At 59.9% G+C, this 17,204-nt stretch carries 13 protein-coding genes, 1 pseudogene and 1 riboswitch; of the genes and pseudogenes, 7 read left to right on the top strand and 7 right to left on the bottom strand.

Annotated features, from left to right (window positions below; genetic code table 11):
* Window positions 1-706 precede the first annotated feature (706 nt).
* Together BJD99_RS02975 and BJD99_RS02970 are read left to right on the top strand one after the other, a co-directional pair.
* A complete protein-coding gene (locus tag BJD99_RS02975) occupies window positions 707-2,377 on the top strand; it encodes a long-chain-fatty-acid--CoA ligase (RefSeq protein ID WP_084345309.1) in 1,671 nt (556 codons plus the stop codon).
* Between the two features lie 102 nt (window positions 2,378-2,479).
* Window positions 2,480-3,410, top strand: a pseudogene (locus BJD99_RS02970) (acyl-CoA dehydrogenase family protein).
* A 373-nt stretch (window positions 3,411-3,783) separates the two neighbouring features.
* Here the strand turns inward: BJD99_RS02970 and BJD99_RS02965 are convergent.
* A complete protein-coding gene (locus BJD99_RS02965; RefSeq protein WP_084345308.1) occupies window positions 3,784-4,731 on the bottom strand; it encodes a triacylglycerol lipase in 948 nt (315 codons plus the stop codon).
* Window positions 4,732-4,773: 42 nt separating this feature from the next.
* The gene (locus BJD99_RS02960) at window positions 4,774-6,510 is read right to left on the bottom strand and encodes a long-chain fatty acid--CoA ligase (RefSeq protein WP_373270506.1); all 1,737 of its coding nucleotides are present in this window, start codon (window positions 6,508-6,510) and stop codon (window positions 4,774-4,776) included.
* Window positions 6,511-6,644: 134 nt separating this feature from the next.
* Here BJD99_RS02960 and BJD99_RS02955 point away from each other — a divergent pair, with 134 nt between their 5' ends.
* Complete coding sequence (locus BJD99_RS02955; RefSeq protein ID WP_084345306.1) at window positions 6,645-7,604, top strand: alpha/beta fold hydrolase; 960 nt, start codon at window positions 6,645-6,647, stop codon at window positions 7,602-7,604.
* Here BJD99_RS02955 and BJD99_RS02950 read toward each other — a convergent pair whose 3' ends face one another.
* Entirely contained in the window at window positions 7,605-8,192 is a 588-nt protein-coding gene (locus BJD99_RS02950; protein WP_084345305.1) for a TetR/AcrR family transcriptional regulator, read from the bottom strand.
* A 90-nt stretch (window positions 8,193-8,282) separates the two neighbouring features.
* Here BJD99_RS02950 and BJD99_RS02945 point away from each other — a divergent pair, with 90 nt between their 5' ends.
* From BJD99_RS02945 to BJD99_RS02930, 4 genes are read left to right on the top strand one after another with little or no spacing between them, the layout of a single operon-like run.
* A complete protein-coding gene (locus BJD99_RS02945) occupies window positions 8,283-9,110 on the top strand; it encodes a CoA transferase (protein ID WP_084345304.1) in 828 nt (275 codons plus the stop codon).
* Between the two features lie 2 nt (window positions 9,111-9,112).
* Window positions 9,113-10,276, top strand: coding sequence for an acyl-CoA dehydrogenase family protein (locus BJD99_RS02940; RefSeq protein ID WP_084345303.1), 1,164 nt, complete (start codon window positions 9,113-9,115; stop codon window positions 10,274-10,276).
* 25 nt (window positions 10,277-10,301) lie between these two features.
* Window positions 10,302-11,516, top strand: a complete 1,215-nt coding sequence (locus BJD99_RS02935; protein WP_084345302.1) for an acetyl-CoA C-acetyltransferase — start codon at window positions 10,302-10,304, stop codon at window positions 11,514-11,516.
* Between the two features lie 7 nt (window positions 11,517-11,523).
* Window positions 11,524-13,674: a 3-hydroxyacyl-CoA dehydrogenase NAD-binding domain-containing protein gene (locus BJD99_RS02930; protein WP_084345301.1), complete on the top strand. Its 2,151-nt coding sequence runs from the start codon at window positions 11,524-11,526 to the stop codon at window positions 13,672-13,674.
* Between the two features lie 36 nt (window positions 13,675-13,710).
* On the opposite strand, the gene BJD99_RS02925 is transcribed toward BJD99_RS02930, so the two are convergent.
* From BJD99_RS02925 to BJD99_RS02905, 4 genes are all read right to left on the bottom strand, one after another.
* On the bottom strand, window positions 13,711-14,253 hold the full coding sequence (locus BJD99_RS02925; protein WP_143542032.1) for a universal stress protein: 543 nt from the start codon (window positions 14,251-14,253) through the stop codon (window positions 13,711-13,713).
* A 27-nt stretch (window positions 14,254-14,280) separates the two neighbouring features.
* Window positions 14,281-14,649 carry a fluoride efflux transporter CrcB gene (gene crcB / locus BJD99_RS02920; protein ID WP_084345387.1) on the bottom strand — a complete coding sequence of 123 codons (369 nt, stop codon included), beginning with the start codon at window positions 14,647-14,649 and terminating at the stop codon, window positions 14,281-14,283.
* Window positions 14,646-15,155 (bottom strand): CrcB family protein, encoded by a 510-nt coding sequence (locus BJD99_RS02915; RefSeq protein ID WP_084345299.1) that lies wholly within the window; start codon window positions 15,153-15,155, stop codon window positions 14,646-14,648. Before BJD99_RS02915 ends, crcB begins: the two co-directional genes overlap by 4 nt.
* Before the next feature lie 116 nt (window positions 15,156-15,271).
* Window positions 15,272-15,349: riboswitch (Fluoride riboswitch) on the bottom strand.
* 351 nt (window positions 15,350-15,700) lie between these two features.
* The gene (locus BJD99_RS02905; RefSeq protein WP_084345386.1) at window positions 15,701-16,525 is read right to left on the bottom strand and encodes an SDR family NAD(P)-dependent oxidoreductase; all 825 of its coding nucleotides are present in this window, start codon (window positions 16,523-16,525) and stop codon (window positions 15,701-15,703) included.
* Window positions 16,526-17,204 lie beyond the last annotated feature (679 nt).

Here is a 17,204-nt window from a genome sequence, read left to right as displayed (position 1 = left end):
GCTACATGCATCCCGCATCGAGGCGGCGACTCGGACTCAGGGCGTAGACAACGCAAGCCGATGATCATCAGAGCGTCCGCCACAGTCGATCGGGACTTCGAACAAGCCCGGGCGGTTAGGGCAACGGCGGGCACAGCGCTATACGCTCACGACTGGGGCTCCGCCGCGAACGGTCACCGACAAAGTCGGCCTGTTCGGGGCGCCGGTATCCGGCACCGTCAGCTGATCCCACAAAGTGTCGATCATGGGCTGGAGGAATAGATACCCCAGCTTGCGGACCATCGTTTCAATGACCTGGTCGGTGTCATGGAGTCGTGCCGACCTTTCCCGCTGTTCGTGATTTGGCGATTTCGGTTCGACTCGGCACCGTCAACCGTTCGAGCACCCGACCTTTCGATCCACCCGGATCGAGAATCGTGCACCTCAGCTAGTTCACTACTGCCGAATTACTCGCGAGCATGCGCTCCACCGCAGCATTCCGTCCCGCCGCAACCTCCGCTGGAGAGCTTTCGATAGGTGCGTCAGCGATAGCCCGCACGAAAAATTCGACGACAAGGTCCCAATAAATTTGCACGGTCGAGCCCTTCTGTCGCATCGACCATCCCTACATCGAAAACAGCTATACGCGAGGCTTTATTGCTATACACTTGTATAGTGCGCGAAGGCGCTTCCAACACCACGATCAGGAAACGAACGCGAGGAAGATATGACTACTCGGATCGTCAAGGGCCTGCCGTCCACACATGGCGACCACTACCAACTCAACACGACCAGCCTTATCCGGCATTCAGCCCGCACGTACCCCGAGCAGGAAATCGTCTTCCGCACTCCGAGCGGGGGGTGGGACAGGTACACCTATGGCGAGGCCTACGCTCGAATCAAACGTACTGCGAACGCCTTGAAACAACTCGGGATCGAACCAGCCGATGTCGTCGGAATTCTTGATTGGAACAGCAAACGTCATTTCGAATTGTATTGGGCCATACCGGGTATCGCGGCAGTGATGCTACAAATGAATCTGCGACTGTCACCGGAAGACCTCGGTTACGTCACCACTCATAGCGAAGCCTCAGTTGTGCTGGTCGACGAAACCCTGCTCCCGATCGCCGAAGCATTGGCCCCGCACACCCCCGATGTCAAAGCATGGGTTGTGATGTCGGACAAGCCGCTCTCCGAGATCAGCACCACACTCGAGAACATCTACCATCTCGAAGAATTGATCGAGGCGGCAGATCCCGAGATCGAGTGGCCCGTCATCGACGAAACCTCTACTTACAGTGCGTGTTACACCACCGGCACCACGGGGCGCCCCAAGGGGATCTATTACTCACACCGTGGGATCTATCTGCACACCTTGAGCTTGGCGTCGAACATCAGCGTGCGCAGCGACGATACGGTCATGCTCATCACTCCCATGTTCCACGGTCAATGCTGGGGTTTTGCTCAAGCTGCCGTCTATTCCGCATCGAAAATTGTTCTGCCGGGCCGGTACATGGCCGAGGACACATCTCTCCTGGTGGATGTCATGATCTCAGAGGACGTAACCGTAGCCAATGGAGCGCCCGCGATCTTCCAACCGATGATGGACTACATCAAGACCCTCGGCACCAAACCCGATTTCAGTCGAGCACGTTTGCTGTCCGGAGCAACTGAGCCAGCCCTGTCCCTGATGCGCGACTTCCACGACATCACCGGCGCGGACATCATTCACGGTTATGGAGCAACCGAGACCACTCCTATCGTCACCACTAACGGTCCGGTTAAACCTTCCCTGCGTGGCGTTCTCACCGACGACGAAAAATGGGATCTAAAACGGTGCCAGGGCCTTCCGGTCAATGGTGTGGATATTCGAATAGTCGATGCCGAGGGCAACGACGTCCCTCACGACGGCGTAAGTCAGGGTGAGGTACTCATGCGTGGGCCCTGGATCATAGAAAGCTATTACAAGCTCGACGACGACGCCGACAAATTCCTCGACGGATACTGGCGGAGCGGTGATGTAGGCAAGATCGACAAGAACGGCTACCTGAAGCTCACCGATCGAATCAAGGATGTCGTCAAGAGCGGTGGCGAATGGATTTCATCGATCGACATGGAAAACGCCATCCTCGGACACCCGAAGATAAAAGAAGCAGCGGTCATCGGCGTCGCACATCCGAAGTGGCAGGAACGCCCGGTGGTGCTGGCGGTCACAGTCGACGGCGAGGACCTCCCACTCGAAGACATCAACAGGGTGCTGATCGATAAGTTCGCGAAATGGCAGCTTCCCGACACCGTGCTATTCCTGGATGCACTACCTCGCACCAGCGTGGGCAAGCTCGACAAGAAGAACATGCGCGCCCAGCACGCTGACATCTACAAAGGGAATAGTTCGTAGCAGGCTTGTTCAGTACACACATCTCGATTCCTCGGAGGGTACGACATGAACACATTGTTCCCGGATTACAGGTCCCCGTAGGAGACCGAAGACCAGGCGCTCCTGCGTCGACACGCTGCGGAGTTCTTCCGCAAGGAGGCAGCCCCGCACCAAGCACGTTGGGCTGAACAACACCAGGTAGATCGCGAGTTCTGGACCAAGACGGGTGATGCCGGTTTGCTATGCCTGGGCCTACCCGAGGAGTTCGGCGGCGGTGGCGGCAACTTCGGTCACGAAGCCATCGTCCAGCAGGAATTGGCGTTGGCTCACGATACAGCCTTCGGTTTCAACGTCCATTCGACGATCGTGGCCCACTACGTTCATATCCAATGCATCTCACTGCGATTTACTGGTCATCGTCGCGAGGACCGATCCCAAGCTCGGTGCCAAAGGAATCTCGCTGCTCGTTGCCGAGACAACCGGCCTCGAGGGATTCTGTCGGGGCAGAGTCTTGCAGAAGATCGGTCAGCATGGACAGGACACCCGCGAGCTTTCGTTCACCGACATGCGTATCCCAGTGGAGAATCTGCTCGGTGGGGAGGAAGGCAAAGGTTTCGCCCAATTGATGGTCCAGTTGCCGCGTGAGCGCCTCATCCTGGGTGTTGCCGGCGTCGCAATGGCTGAGGCCGCGGTGCTCGAAGCAATCCGCTACGCCAAAGAGCGCCGCGCTTTTGGCACAACGATCCTGGACTTCCAGAACACCAAGTTCGTACTCGCGGAGTGCAAGACCGACGTGCTCGTAGGTAAAACGTTCATGGATCACTGCATCATGAGCTACGACAACGGCACACTCGATGCCGCCACCGCGTCGATGGCCAAGATGTGGGGAACCGACAAACAAGTCGAGATCGTCGACCGCTGCCTGCAGGTCTTCGCCGGATACGGATACATGATGGAGTATCCAATAGCGCAAATGTATGCCGCCGCCCGCGTGCAGAAGATATATGGCGGCACAAACGAAATCATGAAAGAACTCGTCGGTCGGTCCCTGTGAAGACAGGTAGCCCCGCCCGATCAGGGCCGAATTGACCGACAATTCATTTTTTGTCGGAAGGAGCATGGCCACGCTGGGCGGACAGTTGAAGATCAACGGGCGATGACATCCATAGGGGCTCGACCGCCGACGTAACCGTCTGCGCCGAATACGTAGAAAAGGGCTCTACTTATCAGCTAGTCAGCTGGACCGAAAACGAGTTGATCGAATTCGCATCTTCGCGCCCGTCCACAACCGTAGATCGACCCGCCCGAAGTGACATGATTTCAAGTGGTCGAAGGGCAAAAGTGGTGTCGCGCACAACGTAGACAGCTACACCGATATAGGTATCGGCGTAGCTGTCTAACGTTGATTGTCCTGGTGGTGCGGAGCCTCAGGCAGGCGGAGCTTGAGTCACCAGAGGAAGCACCAGGTGACAGGTGGCTGTCGCGGGTGCAGTCGCGTCGAGTGCTCTGCGGACCTGGTCGAGGGTTATGTCGTCGTAGACGACGGTGACATGGTCGGCGTAGTCCTGCGCGCAGACATCCTGCAGCACGATATTTGTCACGTTAGGAGCCGGTGGTATGTGGGCCTCCGGGACACTGATCAGAATACTGTTGCTGGAGATGATGCTGGCGTAACGAACCTGGGGGCGAGTCAGACCTTGCGCTGCGGTGTCGCGCAGGAACTCCGAGTCTGCCGTGAAGTCGATGGACGCGGCCAAAATGAGCCCTAGGGCGCCGCGTAGCAGTGGGTCAGCTTGAACGATGGGTAAGATCCCGTACAGCGCCACTCCATTCGATGCGGGCTCCACCCCCACGTAGGTGTCGACCTTGTCCGCACCGTCCAGGACATTGATGTAGTACAGCGGCAACAGCCCGCCTTGAGAATGTCCGACAAGGTCGACTTTTGCCGAACCTGTTTCGGCTCGCACCTTGTCGACGAAATCGGAGAGTTCGCGGGCAGATGAGCGCATGTTGCCAGTCTGTTGGATTGGGCTGCCCTGTGCACCGCCGTAATTGAAGCCGAAGACGCAGTAACCGTCCGCGGCAAGCTGCGGGGCAAAGTACGACCAATTCGTGTACGAGTTCTCGAATGTTCCGTTCACAAGGATGAGCGGCCGGGGGTGGGACGGGCTCGGAACGCAGCCAGGCACATTCATTCCCACCGGCTCTACCTCGGGATTGGTCAATGAATAACCGAGCGCCTGTAACCAGTTGGTCTGGATCGGTGGCGGCGGCGGTTGCGGTTGCGCGCTTGTGACAGGCGCGCTGATCACCGCGAGTGCGGCGGCAAGGAGTGCCGCTGTCGCGGCGAAGCGGGTTCGTCTCATCGATGTCATCTCTCTCTAGTGTGGGTACGTGTCGGTGTTGTAGCCGACGGACTATCGGGGGAGGTCTTTCGCTCGCTCGAGCCCGTTCTGCTCATAAATTGCGTCGATCAACTCGGCGTACGCCTCATCGATCGACTTACGCTTGAGTGATCCTTTGGGGGTGAGGTAGTCGCCACTGGGCATCCATGTTTCGGGGATGATGGCGAACTTCTTGATCTGCTCGACGCGTGAGAGCTTCGCGTTTGCAGTGTCGATGCCAGCTTGGACGGCGCCTCGCATCTTCGGATCGTTCGCGAATTCAGCAGTCGAACCCACAATGCCGTTGTCGGACGCGAACTTTGCGGCAACGTCTGGGTCGAGCATGATCAGCGCAGTGTTGTACGGCCGTGCGTCGCCGATCGTTACCGCGACGGCAACAAGTGAGCTGGATGCGAGAATCGCGCTCTCGATGTTGACGGGTGACATGTTCTTACCGCCCGCGCTGATGATGAGTTCCTTCTTGCGGTCGATGATCTTCACGTAGCCTTCGTCATCGATTTCACCGATGTCGCCGGAGTGCAGCCAACCGTCGGAATCGATTGCCTCAGCGTTTTTTTCCGGTTCTTTCCGGTATCCGCGCGAGAGGATCGGGCCACGAATCAGAAGTTCTCCATCCTCGGCCAGTCGCACTTCGTTATCGCCGAACACTCGGCCCACGGTGCCGATCTTGATGGAGTCTCCGTGGTCGATTGTTGCCGCGCAGGTACATTCGGTCATTCCCCAACCGCCGGCAACCGGAATTCCTAGTCCGAGGATGTATTCGTGTACTTCTTCGGGAATCGGGGCGGCCCCGGTCATCGCAATGCGCACATTGTCCAGTCCGAGCTTGGCTCGCACTCCGGACAACACGAGACGTTCCGCGACAGCGTGCTGCACCCGGTCAGCGATCCCGATGCTGCGACGCTCGGAATTGGCGCGCGCTCGTGCTCTGCCGACGCCGAAAGCCCAGTTCGCCAGGGCTTGCTCGACGATGGAACCCTCGGCGACGCTCGCTTCGATCCCAGCCTTGATCTTCACCCACACGCGTGGCACACCAAGGAAGATTGTGGGTCGTACCGAGGCCAATGCTTCGGCGATTCTCTTCGGGTCATCCACCGTGGTGATCGAGGCACCCGTGATCAGATTCTGGTAATGCGCGAGGAACCGATTGGCGCCGTGCGCGTCGGGCAGGTAAGAGATGACGCTGTCGCTGCGGTCGGAGCCGCCGATCTCGTCGATCACTTTCGATTCGGCCAGAATGTTGTGATGGCTGACTTCGACACCCTTGGGCTTGCCAGTGGTACCGGAGGTGTAGATGATCGTCACCAAATCTTCGGCGCCGACGGCGTGCCAGGATTTTTCGAAATCGAAGTCTGCTGCCGGAGCGGCTTCCACCTGGGCGAGCGTGAGGACACCGTCGCCATCGCCGTCGATGCACACGACACGATCCACCGCTCCGCCGAACTCCCGAGCGGCGAGTACGACGGGCAAAAACTGCTGCTCGCAGATGATTACCTTGTTGTCGGCGTTACCGAACAGGTAACCGAGAAGTTCGGCAGGGTTGGTGTTGTAGACCGAGAACGGCGTCGCACCCACGTGCAGTACGGCAGTGTCGACGAGGTGAAACTCGGGCCGGTTGGTCATCATGAGACCGATCGTGTCGCCGCGAACGACGCCGAGCTCGGCTAGTCCAGCGGCGATGGATCGCACGCGCTGCGCGTATTGGCTCCACGTCACGGTGGTTTTGCCGTCGAGGTCGCGGAGCGCGATGGTGTCCGGCTGAACGGCGGCGGTTCGCTGGAAGGCCTCGCACAGGTTACGCGGCAGGGGTGTGCTCATAGTCACTACCCTACGAAGGTATTGTCTGCTGGTCAACTGTATTGGATAACAGAATGGGAGTTCCGATGGATGCCGAAGCCGAGTTCAAAGCAGGTGCGGCTGCGAAGGGTGGGCTGCTCAACCCTCAGGCCCCTTGGGTCGAAACGACGGTCGACACTGCCGACGGCGCGAAAATACACGTTCGTTCATATGGACCGGTGGATGCTCAGCCCGTCGTATTGATCCATGGGTTCGCCTGTCGGCTCGAATACTGGAATCCGCAGATCAATCGATTCCGGGACCAGTACCGCGTCATCGCCTACGACCAGCGCGGACTCGGCAGAAGTACGCTCGGCCGTGCGGGAGTACACCCGAAGGTGCTCGGCGATGATCTGGCAGCGGTGCTCGACACGACCGTCTCACCCGAACGGCCGGCCGTGCTGGTTGGGCACAGCTTCGGCGGCATCACAATCATGGCGTGGGCCGAAGGGCATCCCGAGCAGGTGCGCACTCTTGCAGCTGCGACGCTTCTCGCGAACACTGTGGCCGCGCGTTTCCGGGCTACTACCGGGGTGATGCCGTTCGCGGGCCGGTACGGCGCGATCCGTGCTCCTTTGCTCAGCCTGGTCATGCGCGCACGATTGAGCGTGCCCGCGGGCGCACCCATTTCCCGAGCAGTTCGCGCTATCGCAATGTCGCCGCAGGCCACTCTGGCCCAGGCAGACTTCCTGCGGGCGATGGTGACGAGCGTTCCCACCGGAATTCGCAATCAGTGGGGCGAAGGACTGTTCAAGCTCGACGTCCTGCAAGGTTTGGAGCAATTACACGTCCCGTGCACGGTACTGGTCGGTGAAATGGACCGCTTGACGCCGCCCGAGGCCGGGCAAGCCATCGAAGCCGTCTTGCGGCGACGCGGTGTTCTGCACCGGTATGTCGAGTTGGAGAAAGTGGGACATTGCTCGAATCTTCAGGCTGCCGAGGCGTTCGACGACGAAATTATTCAGTTACTCGAATTGCGTCGACAGGGGTCGAACTCGGAGGACTGATCAGTCTTCGACGCGGATGGTAAGAGTGGGTTTTTTGCCGTCCGACGGCTCTGCTGCGCGGTCCCACACGGCATCGACCAACGGACTGAGCAGTAGTTCGCCCATCTGACGCGCCAACACAGACACGATCTGAGCTGACAGGCGCCGCTGCGGCGACGCCACTCCGGTTGCACGCTGGGCGATGACTTCGCGCCGGGTGAGCTCGACGAGTGCGTCGATCAGATGGATGGGTTCGCCGGAAGGTTCGAGAAGGGCTCGCCGAACGTAGTCGACAACAGTCGGATTCGCCTCGAGCATGTGGCGGACCGCTTCGTCGCGTGCCACCACCGAAGCGGGTTGCGTTTCTATCTCGGGGATGTCGCGGAGCGCATTCTCGAAATAGTCTACGACCAGCTGATCTACCGCCTCGCGAAGTCCTGCCTTGGTCTTGAAGTGGTGCTGTACCAACCCCAGCGTCACGCCGGCCTCGGCAGCTACTGCACGCAGCGAGACGCGGTCCTCGCCGGAGCGGGCATACAGATCGAGCGCAGTGTTCCGGATACGTGCCTTAGCGGTGAGATCGTCGTTCGTCGCCCGTGGGTTGACCATGTGCCCTCCTAGTTGCGCTCATCCTACGGCCTCAGGTAACTAACCTTACGATTGACCGCTATCCAATACACCAGTATTGTCTGAGTGAATATGGAGGTCACTACAGTGCAACTACTCGACGATGTACGCGTCGTCTCTTTGGCTATCAATTTGCCCGGGCCGCTCGCAGCCGCCAGGCTCGCCGAATTCGGTGCGTTCGTCACGAAGGTCGAACCGCCCTCCGGCGATCCGTTGGCCGCCGTGGCACCGGACTGGTATCGGCACCTTACACATCTGCAGAGCGTCGTCACCCTTGATATCAAGGCGGAACGCGCAAAATTGGACACTTTACTCGCCGACAGCGACCTGCTGATCACCTCGATGCGTCCGTCAGCGTTGGCGCGGCTGGGACTGGCGCGCCCGCAGGAGAGCTTTCCGCGGCTGTGCCTGATCGAGATCGTCGGCCACGACGGCGACCGGGCCGACGTACCCGGCCATGACCTCAACTACCAGGCAGTGCACGGCACGCTGTCGCCACCGGCGATGCCGAAAGTGCCCATTGCCGACATGCTCGGTGCCGAACGCGCAGTCTCCACTGCGTTGGCGGCACTGCACGGCCGTAACAAGACCGGGGTCGGGGCGTCGTATCGGGTGGTACTCGAGGAGGCTGCCCAACGAGCCGGCGACGCTGTACGGCACGGCCTCATGGGTGACGGCGCCACACTCGGCGGCGCATTTCCCGGCTATGGCATCTACGAATCTGCCGACGGTTTTGTTGCCCTCGGAGCTGTAGAACCGCACTTCTTCACGCGCACCCTGGAGACGTTCGGCGTCGACGGTACGCACGATCAAATGCGCAAGGCGTTCGCCGACAAGACGACCGCAGAGCTGGAAGACATTGCCACACAGGCAGACATCCCCTTGAATGGAGTCAAGTAACCATGTCGAAACTGTTCCCCAATTACCGCGCATCCTGGGAGACCGACGAGCACCTGGAGCTGCGTAAGCACGCTGCAGCCTTCCTGCAGAAGGAAGCCACTCCCAACCAGGACCGCTGGGCGAAAAACCATCAGGTCGACCGTGAGTTCTGGAACAAGCTGGGAGACGCGGGTCTGCTCGGACTCGACCTACCCGAGGAATATGGCGGCGCCGGGGGCGACTTCGGGATGTCGGCCATTGTGGCCGAGGAATTTGCTCTCGCGCACGACACCGCCAGCGGCTGGAGCGTGCACTCGCCCATCGTTGCGCACTACATCAACACCTACGGCAACGACGAGCAGAAGAAGCGCTGGATGCCAGGCATCATCAGCGGTGAACTGGTCCTCGCGATCGCGATGACCGAGCCGGGCACCGGTTCTGATCTGCAGGCCATCAAGACAAATGCGCGTCGCGACGGCGATGACTATGTGATCAACGGTTCCAAGACGTTCATCTCCAACGGAAGCCTCTGCGACCTGTTGGTCATCGTCGCCAAGACCGATACTTCCCAAGGCGCGGCAGGGGTTTCGCTGATCGTCGCGGAAACTAATGACAAGCTCGCCGGGTTCGAGCGCGGCCGTGTTCTGGAGAAGGTCGGCCAGCACGGCCAGGACACCCGCGAGCTGTTCTTCTCCGACATGCGCGTGCCTACCGCCAACCTGCTCGGTGAGCAGGAAGGGATCGGCTTCTACCAGCTGATGGAGCAGCTCGCTCGCGAGCGTCTGGCTATCGCCTCGGTGTGCTCCGGTATGGCCGAAGCCGCTGTACTCGAAGCTATCAAGTACAGCAAGGAGCGCGAAGCCTTCGGTAAGCCGCTGATCAAGTTCCAGCACAACAAGTTTGCGCTTTCAGCACTCAAGGCTGAAGCATTGTCAGTCAAGGCGACCGTCGACTACTGCGTCCAGGAATACATCGACGGCAAGAACGACCCAGCAACTGCCTCGATGGCCAAGCTCATCGCAGCCGACAAGGCCATCGACATCGTGGACCGTTGTGTGCAGTTCTTCGGCGGCTACGGCTACATGATGGAGTACCCGATTGCGCAGATGTACGCCGCAGCTCGCGTCAACAAGATTTATGGCGGCACCAGCGAGATCATGAAGGAAATCATCAGTCGCTCGCTGTAAGCAGTCGGATTCGAAAGGACTCTCCATGACTACCGAAGCTTTTATCTACGAGGCGATCAGAACTCCGCGCGGCAAAGGCAAGAGCAGCGGCGCGTTGCACAGCGTCAAGCCGATCTCGCTCGTCGTCGGGTTGATCGAGGAACTACGCAACCGTTTGCCTGATCTGAACGAGGACCGGATCGATGACTTGGTGCTCGGTTGCGTATCGCCGATCGGTGACCAGGGCATGGACATCGCCCGCACCGCCGTCAATCTTGCCAAGATGCCGGACACAGTCGGCGGCGTTCAGCTCAACCGCTTCTGCGGTTCCGGGCTCGAGGCCGTCAACATCGCGGCCAAAGACATCCGCTCCGGCTTCGAGGAGATGGTCGTCGCCGGCGGCGTGGAGTCGATGTCTCGGGTAGCCATGGGCAGTGACCGAGGTGCGATGGCATACGACGCCGCCACCGCGTACGACAATTACTTTGTCCCGCAAGGCATCGCGTGCGATCTGCTCGCCACCATTTATGGGTACAGCCGTGAGGATGTGGACACTTACGCGATCCGCTCGCAGCAGCGGGCCGCAGCTGCATGGTCCGGCGGTTACTTTTCCAAGTCCGTCGTTCCGGTCCGCGATATAAACGGCATCACCATCCTCGATCAGGACGAGCACATGCGTCCCGAAGCGACGCTCGAGAAGCTGGGCACGCTCAATCCAGCCTTCGCTGGAATCGGCGCGTTCGGCGGATTCGACGCGACGGCGATGCAGAAGTTTCCGTTCGTCGAAGAGATCGACCACGTGCACACCGGCGGCAACAGCTCCGGCATCGTCGACGGTGCTTCGCTAGTCCTCGTCGGATCGGAAGCCGCAGGAAAGGATTCGGGACTGACGCCCCGAGGCCGAATCGTCTCCGCCGCCACCAGCGGCGCCGACCCCGTACTTATGTTCGAGGGCCCGATCCCAACCGTCAACAAGGCGCTGGCCACAGCCGGCCTCGCCATCGAAGATATCGACGTTTTCGAGATGAACGAGGCATTTGCGGCCGTCGCGCTGCACGTGCAGCACACCTTCAACATCCCGGACGACAGATACAACGTCAACGGTGGCGCTATCGCGATGGGCCATCCACTCGGCGCGACCGGCGCCATGCTGCTCGGCACGGTCCTCGACGAACTCGAGCGCACCAACGGCCGCTACGGACTCATCACACTCTGCGTCGCCGGTGGCATGGGCGTCGCGACCATCATCGAAAGGGTCTGACAACCTCATGACAGACAACACGATTGCGTGGGACAAGGACGCTGACGGCATCGTCACGCTCACACTGGACGAGCCCGGCGCCAACGCAAACACCATCACCGAGGGATTCCGAGACTCCTTCAACACCACACTCGACCGCCTCGAAGCAGAGCGCGACGACATCTCCGGGGTCGTTGTCGCGTCGGCGAAAAAGACCTTTTTCGCCGGCATGGATCTCGGGGTACTCGTCGAAGAGGTCATCCCGGGAGAGCCTGCTGCCATCCTCGAACTGGTCACCGAGCTGAAGTCGCAGTTCCGGCGGTTGGAGACGTTCGGCAATCCCGTCGTCGCAGCCATCAACGGTGCTGCGCTCGGCGGCGGACTCGAGCTCGCTTTGGCCACGCACCACCGCATCGCTGCCGACGTGCCGGGCAGTCAGATTGGCCTGCCCGAGGTGCTTCTCGGTGTTTTGCCAGGAGCGGGCGGCGTCGCGCGCACCGTCCGGCTGATCGGGATCCAACCGGCACTCATGTCGGTACTGCTGACCGGTGCCCGGATGAAACCGGCAAAGGCCAAGGAGATCGGCTTGGTCGACGAGATCGTCGGTTCGGTCGAGGAATTGGTACCCGCTGCCAAAGCGTGGATCAAGGCGAACCCGGATTCTCACACTCAGCCGTGGGACGTCAAAGGCTTCAAGATCCCGGGTGGCTCACCCAGTTCGCCGTCATTCGCGGAGAACCTGCCGGCGTTCCCGGCGAACCTGCACAAGCAGCTCAAGAGTGACAAGATGCCGGCGCCGCGAGCGATCATGGCCGCCGCGCTGGAAGGCGCGCAGGTCGACTTCGACAACGCGCAGCTGATCGAGTCGCGCTACTTCGTGTCGCTGGTCAAGAGCCAGGTTGCGCGAAACATGATTCAGGCGTTCTTCTACGACATGCAAAAGGTCCAGGGCGGCGCAGCCCGGCCGAAGGGTGTCGAGAAGAAGCCGATTTTCAAGGTCGGGGTGCTCGGGGCGGGCATGATGGGCGCGGGAATTGCCTACGTAACCGCCAAGGCCGGAATCGACGTCGTCCTCAAGGATGTGTCGATCGAAGGTGCGCGCAAGGGTAAGGCCTACTCGGAAAACATCGAGGCCAAGGCGCTCGCCAAGGGACGCACCACCGAGGAAAAGTCCAAAGCTCTCCTGGACCGCATCACCCCCACCGCCGACGCTGCAGATTTCGCGGGCGTCGACTTCGTCATCGAAGCGGTTTTCGAGAAGACCGAGCTCAAGGGTCAGGTGTTCCGCGAGATCGAGGACATCGTCGAGTCCGGCGCGGTGCTGGGATCGAACACCTCATCGCTGCCGATTTCTGGACTGGCCGAGGAAGTAAAGAAGCCCGAGGACTTTATCGGCATTCACTTCTTTTCACCCGTCGAGAAGACGGACCCCATCGAAATCATCCGTGGTGCAAAGACTTCGGACGAGACCTTGGCGAGGGCGATCGACTACACCCTGGCGATCAAGAAGTACCCGATCGTCGTCAATGACGGCCGAGGCTTTTTCACCACCCGAGTATTCAGTTCGCAATTGCTCGAGGCCATCAACATGGTCGCGGAGGGTATCGACCCGGCGATTATCGAACAGGCAGCATTGCAAGCCGGTTACGCCGTCTCGCCGTTGCAATTGGCAGACGAACTGAACTTCAGCACGATCCGCAAGATCATGGACGAAACAATAGAAGCAGCCAAAACGGAAGGTACCGAACTCGACAAAGCGGTACCCATTGCCGGCGAGGTGATTGCCAAGATGATCGATCAGTTCGAGCGGACCGGCAAGCAGTCGGGTGGCGGATTCTACGAGTACGCCGACGGCAAGCGCGCTCTTTTGTGGAACGGTGTGCGTGAGGAGTGGAATTCCAACCGCGACTTGGCCATTCCGTTCGAAGACCTCGAAGACCGTTTGATGTTCATTCAGGTAATCGAGACGCAGAAGGCCTTCGACGAAGGTGTCATCGATTCCGATCCCGACGCCAACATCGGCTCCATCTTCGGCATCGGATTCCCCCCATGGACCGGCGGAGTGCGTCAGTTCGTCACCGGTTACCTTGGCGGACGGGACGCGTTCCTTCATCGAGCTGACTACCTTGCCGCGCAGTACGGCAGTCGATTCGAGGTGCCGTCCAGCCTGCGCGGGTGACCGAACCTACGGTGGTCACCTCGGCGACTTCGACCGTCAGGTCGACGTGTGCGGGTTCCTGATCGAAGTTCTGGATTCGGGGACAAGGAGCAGGGGGTGTCGGTGTCTACTGATGAGCCGATGCGACACCGACACTCCACCGATGGAGTCGAGGAACGACATGAATCCCCCACGTGGGCTGCCGATGATCACCATCAATGCTTTGTACTCATCAGCAACAGTGTCCAGCAGATCGGCGGGCGAGCCGTGCCAGGCGTGGTAGGTCCAACTCGCGTCGAGACCGTCTAGTAGCTCTCGTGCATGGCGGGCCTGCTCGTCGAGCGTGGCGCGCAATTCGGTCTCGTAATCCGATGAGTCAGGATCGATGGGGAGGTCGTCGATATCGACGATGTGCACGACGTGAAGATGTGCGGTGATCCGCTCCGCAAGATCTACCGCGTACTCGACGGCGGATGTACTCGGCGGGCGGCCATCCCATCCGACAACGAGTTCGGCGGTCGCCGCCGTACGGGCGGGATGGCCGTCGATGCGGTGGCGCCGGTTTCCGGCTATGGGCTGATTGTCGGTGGTTTCGCTCATAGGAGTGCCTCTCATCGGTGGATGAAATTACAATGCGTAGACGATGGCCAGGCCGGCCGAGCAGGCGGCAATGGACGCCACCATCGTGGTGAGTGCATTCGTCAGCGCCAACAGTCGGCGTCGTTGCTCCACCAATCGCACGGTCTCGAAACTCGCGGTGCTGAACGTGGTGTAACCACCGCAGAATCCAGTTCCCACAATGGTCTGGAGATCACCAGGGCCGCTGTGGAACAGCACGATTCCCGCGACAAGCCCGATCAACAGAGAACCCGAGACGTTGATCGCGAACGTCGCCCATGGAAATGTAGTCTTCCACCGACTCTTGATGATCGAGTCGAGGACAAAACGCACTACGGCACCAGTGGCGCCGGCAACAGCGAGCAATACGATAGTCATGACTGCCGCACCGTTCGACGCCACTGATGCAGGCTCGACGCAATCGTGATGCCTGCCCACGCGGCGACCACACCGGCGAGCACGCTGGTAATCGCGTAGATCACACCGATCGCACTGTGTCCGTCGCGACCGAGGGTATCGGCCTCGAGCGCCAGCGTGCTGTAGGTGGTGAACGCACCACACAGGCCGGTTCCGACGAATAGCCGCGCTCGTCGACGCCATCCGGTCTCGACACCCAACCGCGCAAGCCCCTCGAGGACGGCCCCGAGAACGATCGCACCGAGCAGGTTGATCGTGAACGTGGCCCACGGCCATCCTGGACTGGTATGCGGCAGGGCCTCTTCCACGCTGTAGCGCGCAAGCGTCCCCAGCGCTCCACCAACGAACACCAATACGATCGCCTGCGGTTGGAAATGCAGCGGAAGACCTCGAGGGCCTGCGAGGTCATCGGGGTCGTCGGGTAGCTCCGGGCGTCGATCGCCGACTGCCTTGTCTCGATTGTCCATCAGTGAGCGTCGAGAGCTGCCGCGGCCAATCCATACGGGATGGTGGCGGATGAAATTGCTGCCAAAATCAGGTGTTGTGACGCTGGAAAAGCCATGAGGAACCTACCCATCTGTCGATGTCGGCAGGAACTATCAGCCACAGTGGCGGTTCGAGCTTGCGATCAGCTCGGGCGAGATCCATCACCCACATATCTGTCCGACACAGTATCGGCTTCACGCTTGTTGTGCATCATCAGACCCCCACCATCGAAGATCCATGGAGTACACATCATGTTGGCCTACTATTTGTACAACACAGCGAACTTGATTGGCCACAATCGAAAAGCGACGTCCACTCGATTATTCCACGTCAAGCTTCAGCTGAAGGTCGATCCCACTCGACCCGAAACCGCCGCGATCAGGTGGCTTGCGCATCCGGCCCGCCGAACAACATCAAAGATATCGAAAGTCTCTGTGAGCGTACCGATTTGATCGACCTAGATCAGGTAGACGACTCGATGAGCTCGACGGAACCACAGGGACACCCCAGGCAACGCCAGCCGCGATCACTCCGTGGAGTTATGAACAGCACCGACGCCGAGGGAAAGCCCGCCGTCGACAACCAATTCGAGGCCAGTGACATATTTGGCCCGGTCGCTGGCCAGGAACAGTGCGGCATTCGCCACATCCCAAGCGTCCCCCATGTGTCCTATGGGCACCTGACGGTCACGCGTGCGCATCATTCCCTCGACGTCGTCGCTGGAATAGGCACTGGCCAGACCGGATACGTGGGTGACCATCGGCGTCGCCATCGACCCAGGCAGGACGAGATTGACCCGTACTCCGGCTGCTGCGAATTCTGCTGCAGTGGTTCGAGAGAGATGATTGAGCGCTGCCTTACTTGCGTAGTAGCTGGCGTAAGGGACACCACTCCACCGGATACCCGCGAGTGACGAGATGTTGACAATGCTCCCACCGCCGGTTTTCAATATGTGCGGGATTACGTGGCGCATAGTGCTGAAGGCGCCCGTGACATTGACGCGAAACACCCGGTCCCACTCTTCGGGGGCAAGATCTGTCACACCGCCCACCGAGGCGATCCCAACATTGTTGTCCGGTATGTCAACCCGGCCGTGCTCCTCGACAATATCGTCGACGACGCGTGTTACCGCGCTCTCGTCAGTGATATCGAGGCGGACGGATGTCGCGGACAAGCCCTCCTCACGGATCATCGCGACAGTTCTCGCGGCGAACTCGGCGTCGATGTCGGCACAAATCACCGTCGCGCCTTCACGGGCGAACGTGATGGCAGTGGCCCGGCCGTTTACCATACCGCCATTGATGCAGCCGGCGCCGGCGACCAAGGCAATTTTTCCTTCGAGTTCTTGCATGGTTCCTCTTTTCATGCTCGCCACTGAGATGGAGCTGTCGAAGCGTTTGGCTTGCTGAGCAGTTGGGCTTGCGCGCTCCATCTACGCCCGTACGCTAGTTGCTCAGACGCCGGCAGACCGGACGCTGGTGTCGGAGCTGAGCTGCTCACCTTCGCAGGCAAGAACCCACTGCGTTGATGAACATCGTGGAGCGTTCGATTACAGCAGAGCGGTTTGTCGAAGAGCTCGGCAAGGCGTTCGCGTTGCGGGGTGGTCCGCCGCCGGCGGTGTGGATGGATAACAGTCCTTAGTTCATTTCTATTGCACCACAATAGTTCTACGCGAATCGTATCCCCATTTCGTACATTCCACCGTGAACTCCCTGAAACAACGGGCACGTCGAATCTGGGAGTACCCCCAGGACGAAGTCCTTGGGGTATCAACAATCGACTCCGGAAAGAATGCTTGAACCGCAACTACTGGACGAGCCTGCTCGAAGCGAACGTCGTGATCGAAGACTTCAAGGAAGAACACAACAACAACAGTCACCGCCGTTCCCCGCTGGGTTACCTGACGCTGAGTCGGGGGTCCCTCCCACTTTGCACGGGCGTACGTTGCCCACTGCAACCACCGGCATCAACCGGTGGACGAGGGCGAGATCAACTGAATCAATCAAACTGCAGCTCTGGAAGCCGGTGGT

Source organism: Rhodococcus sp. 1163, from assembly GCF_002091985.1.
Taxonomy (GTDB): domain Bacteria; phylum Actinomycetota; class Actinomycetes; order Mycobacteriales; family Mycobacteriaceae; genus Rhodococcoides.
The sequence above is the reverse complement of the archived record's forward strand: the minus strand, read 5'-3'. Positions and strand labels throughout refer to the sequence as shown.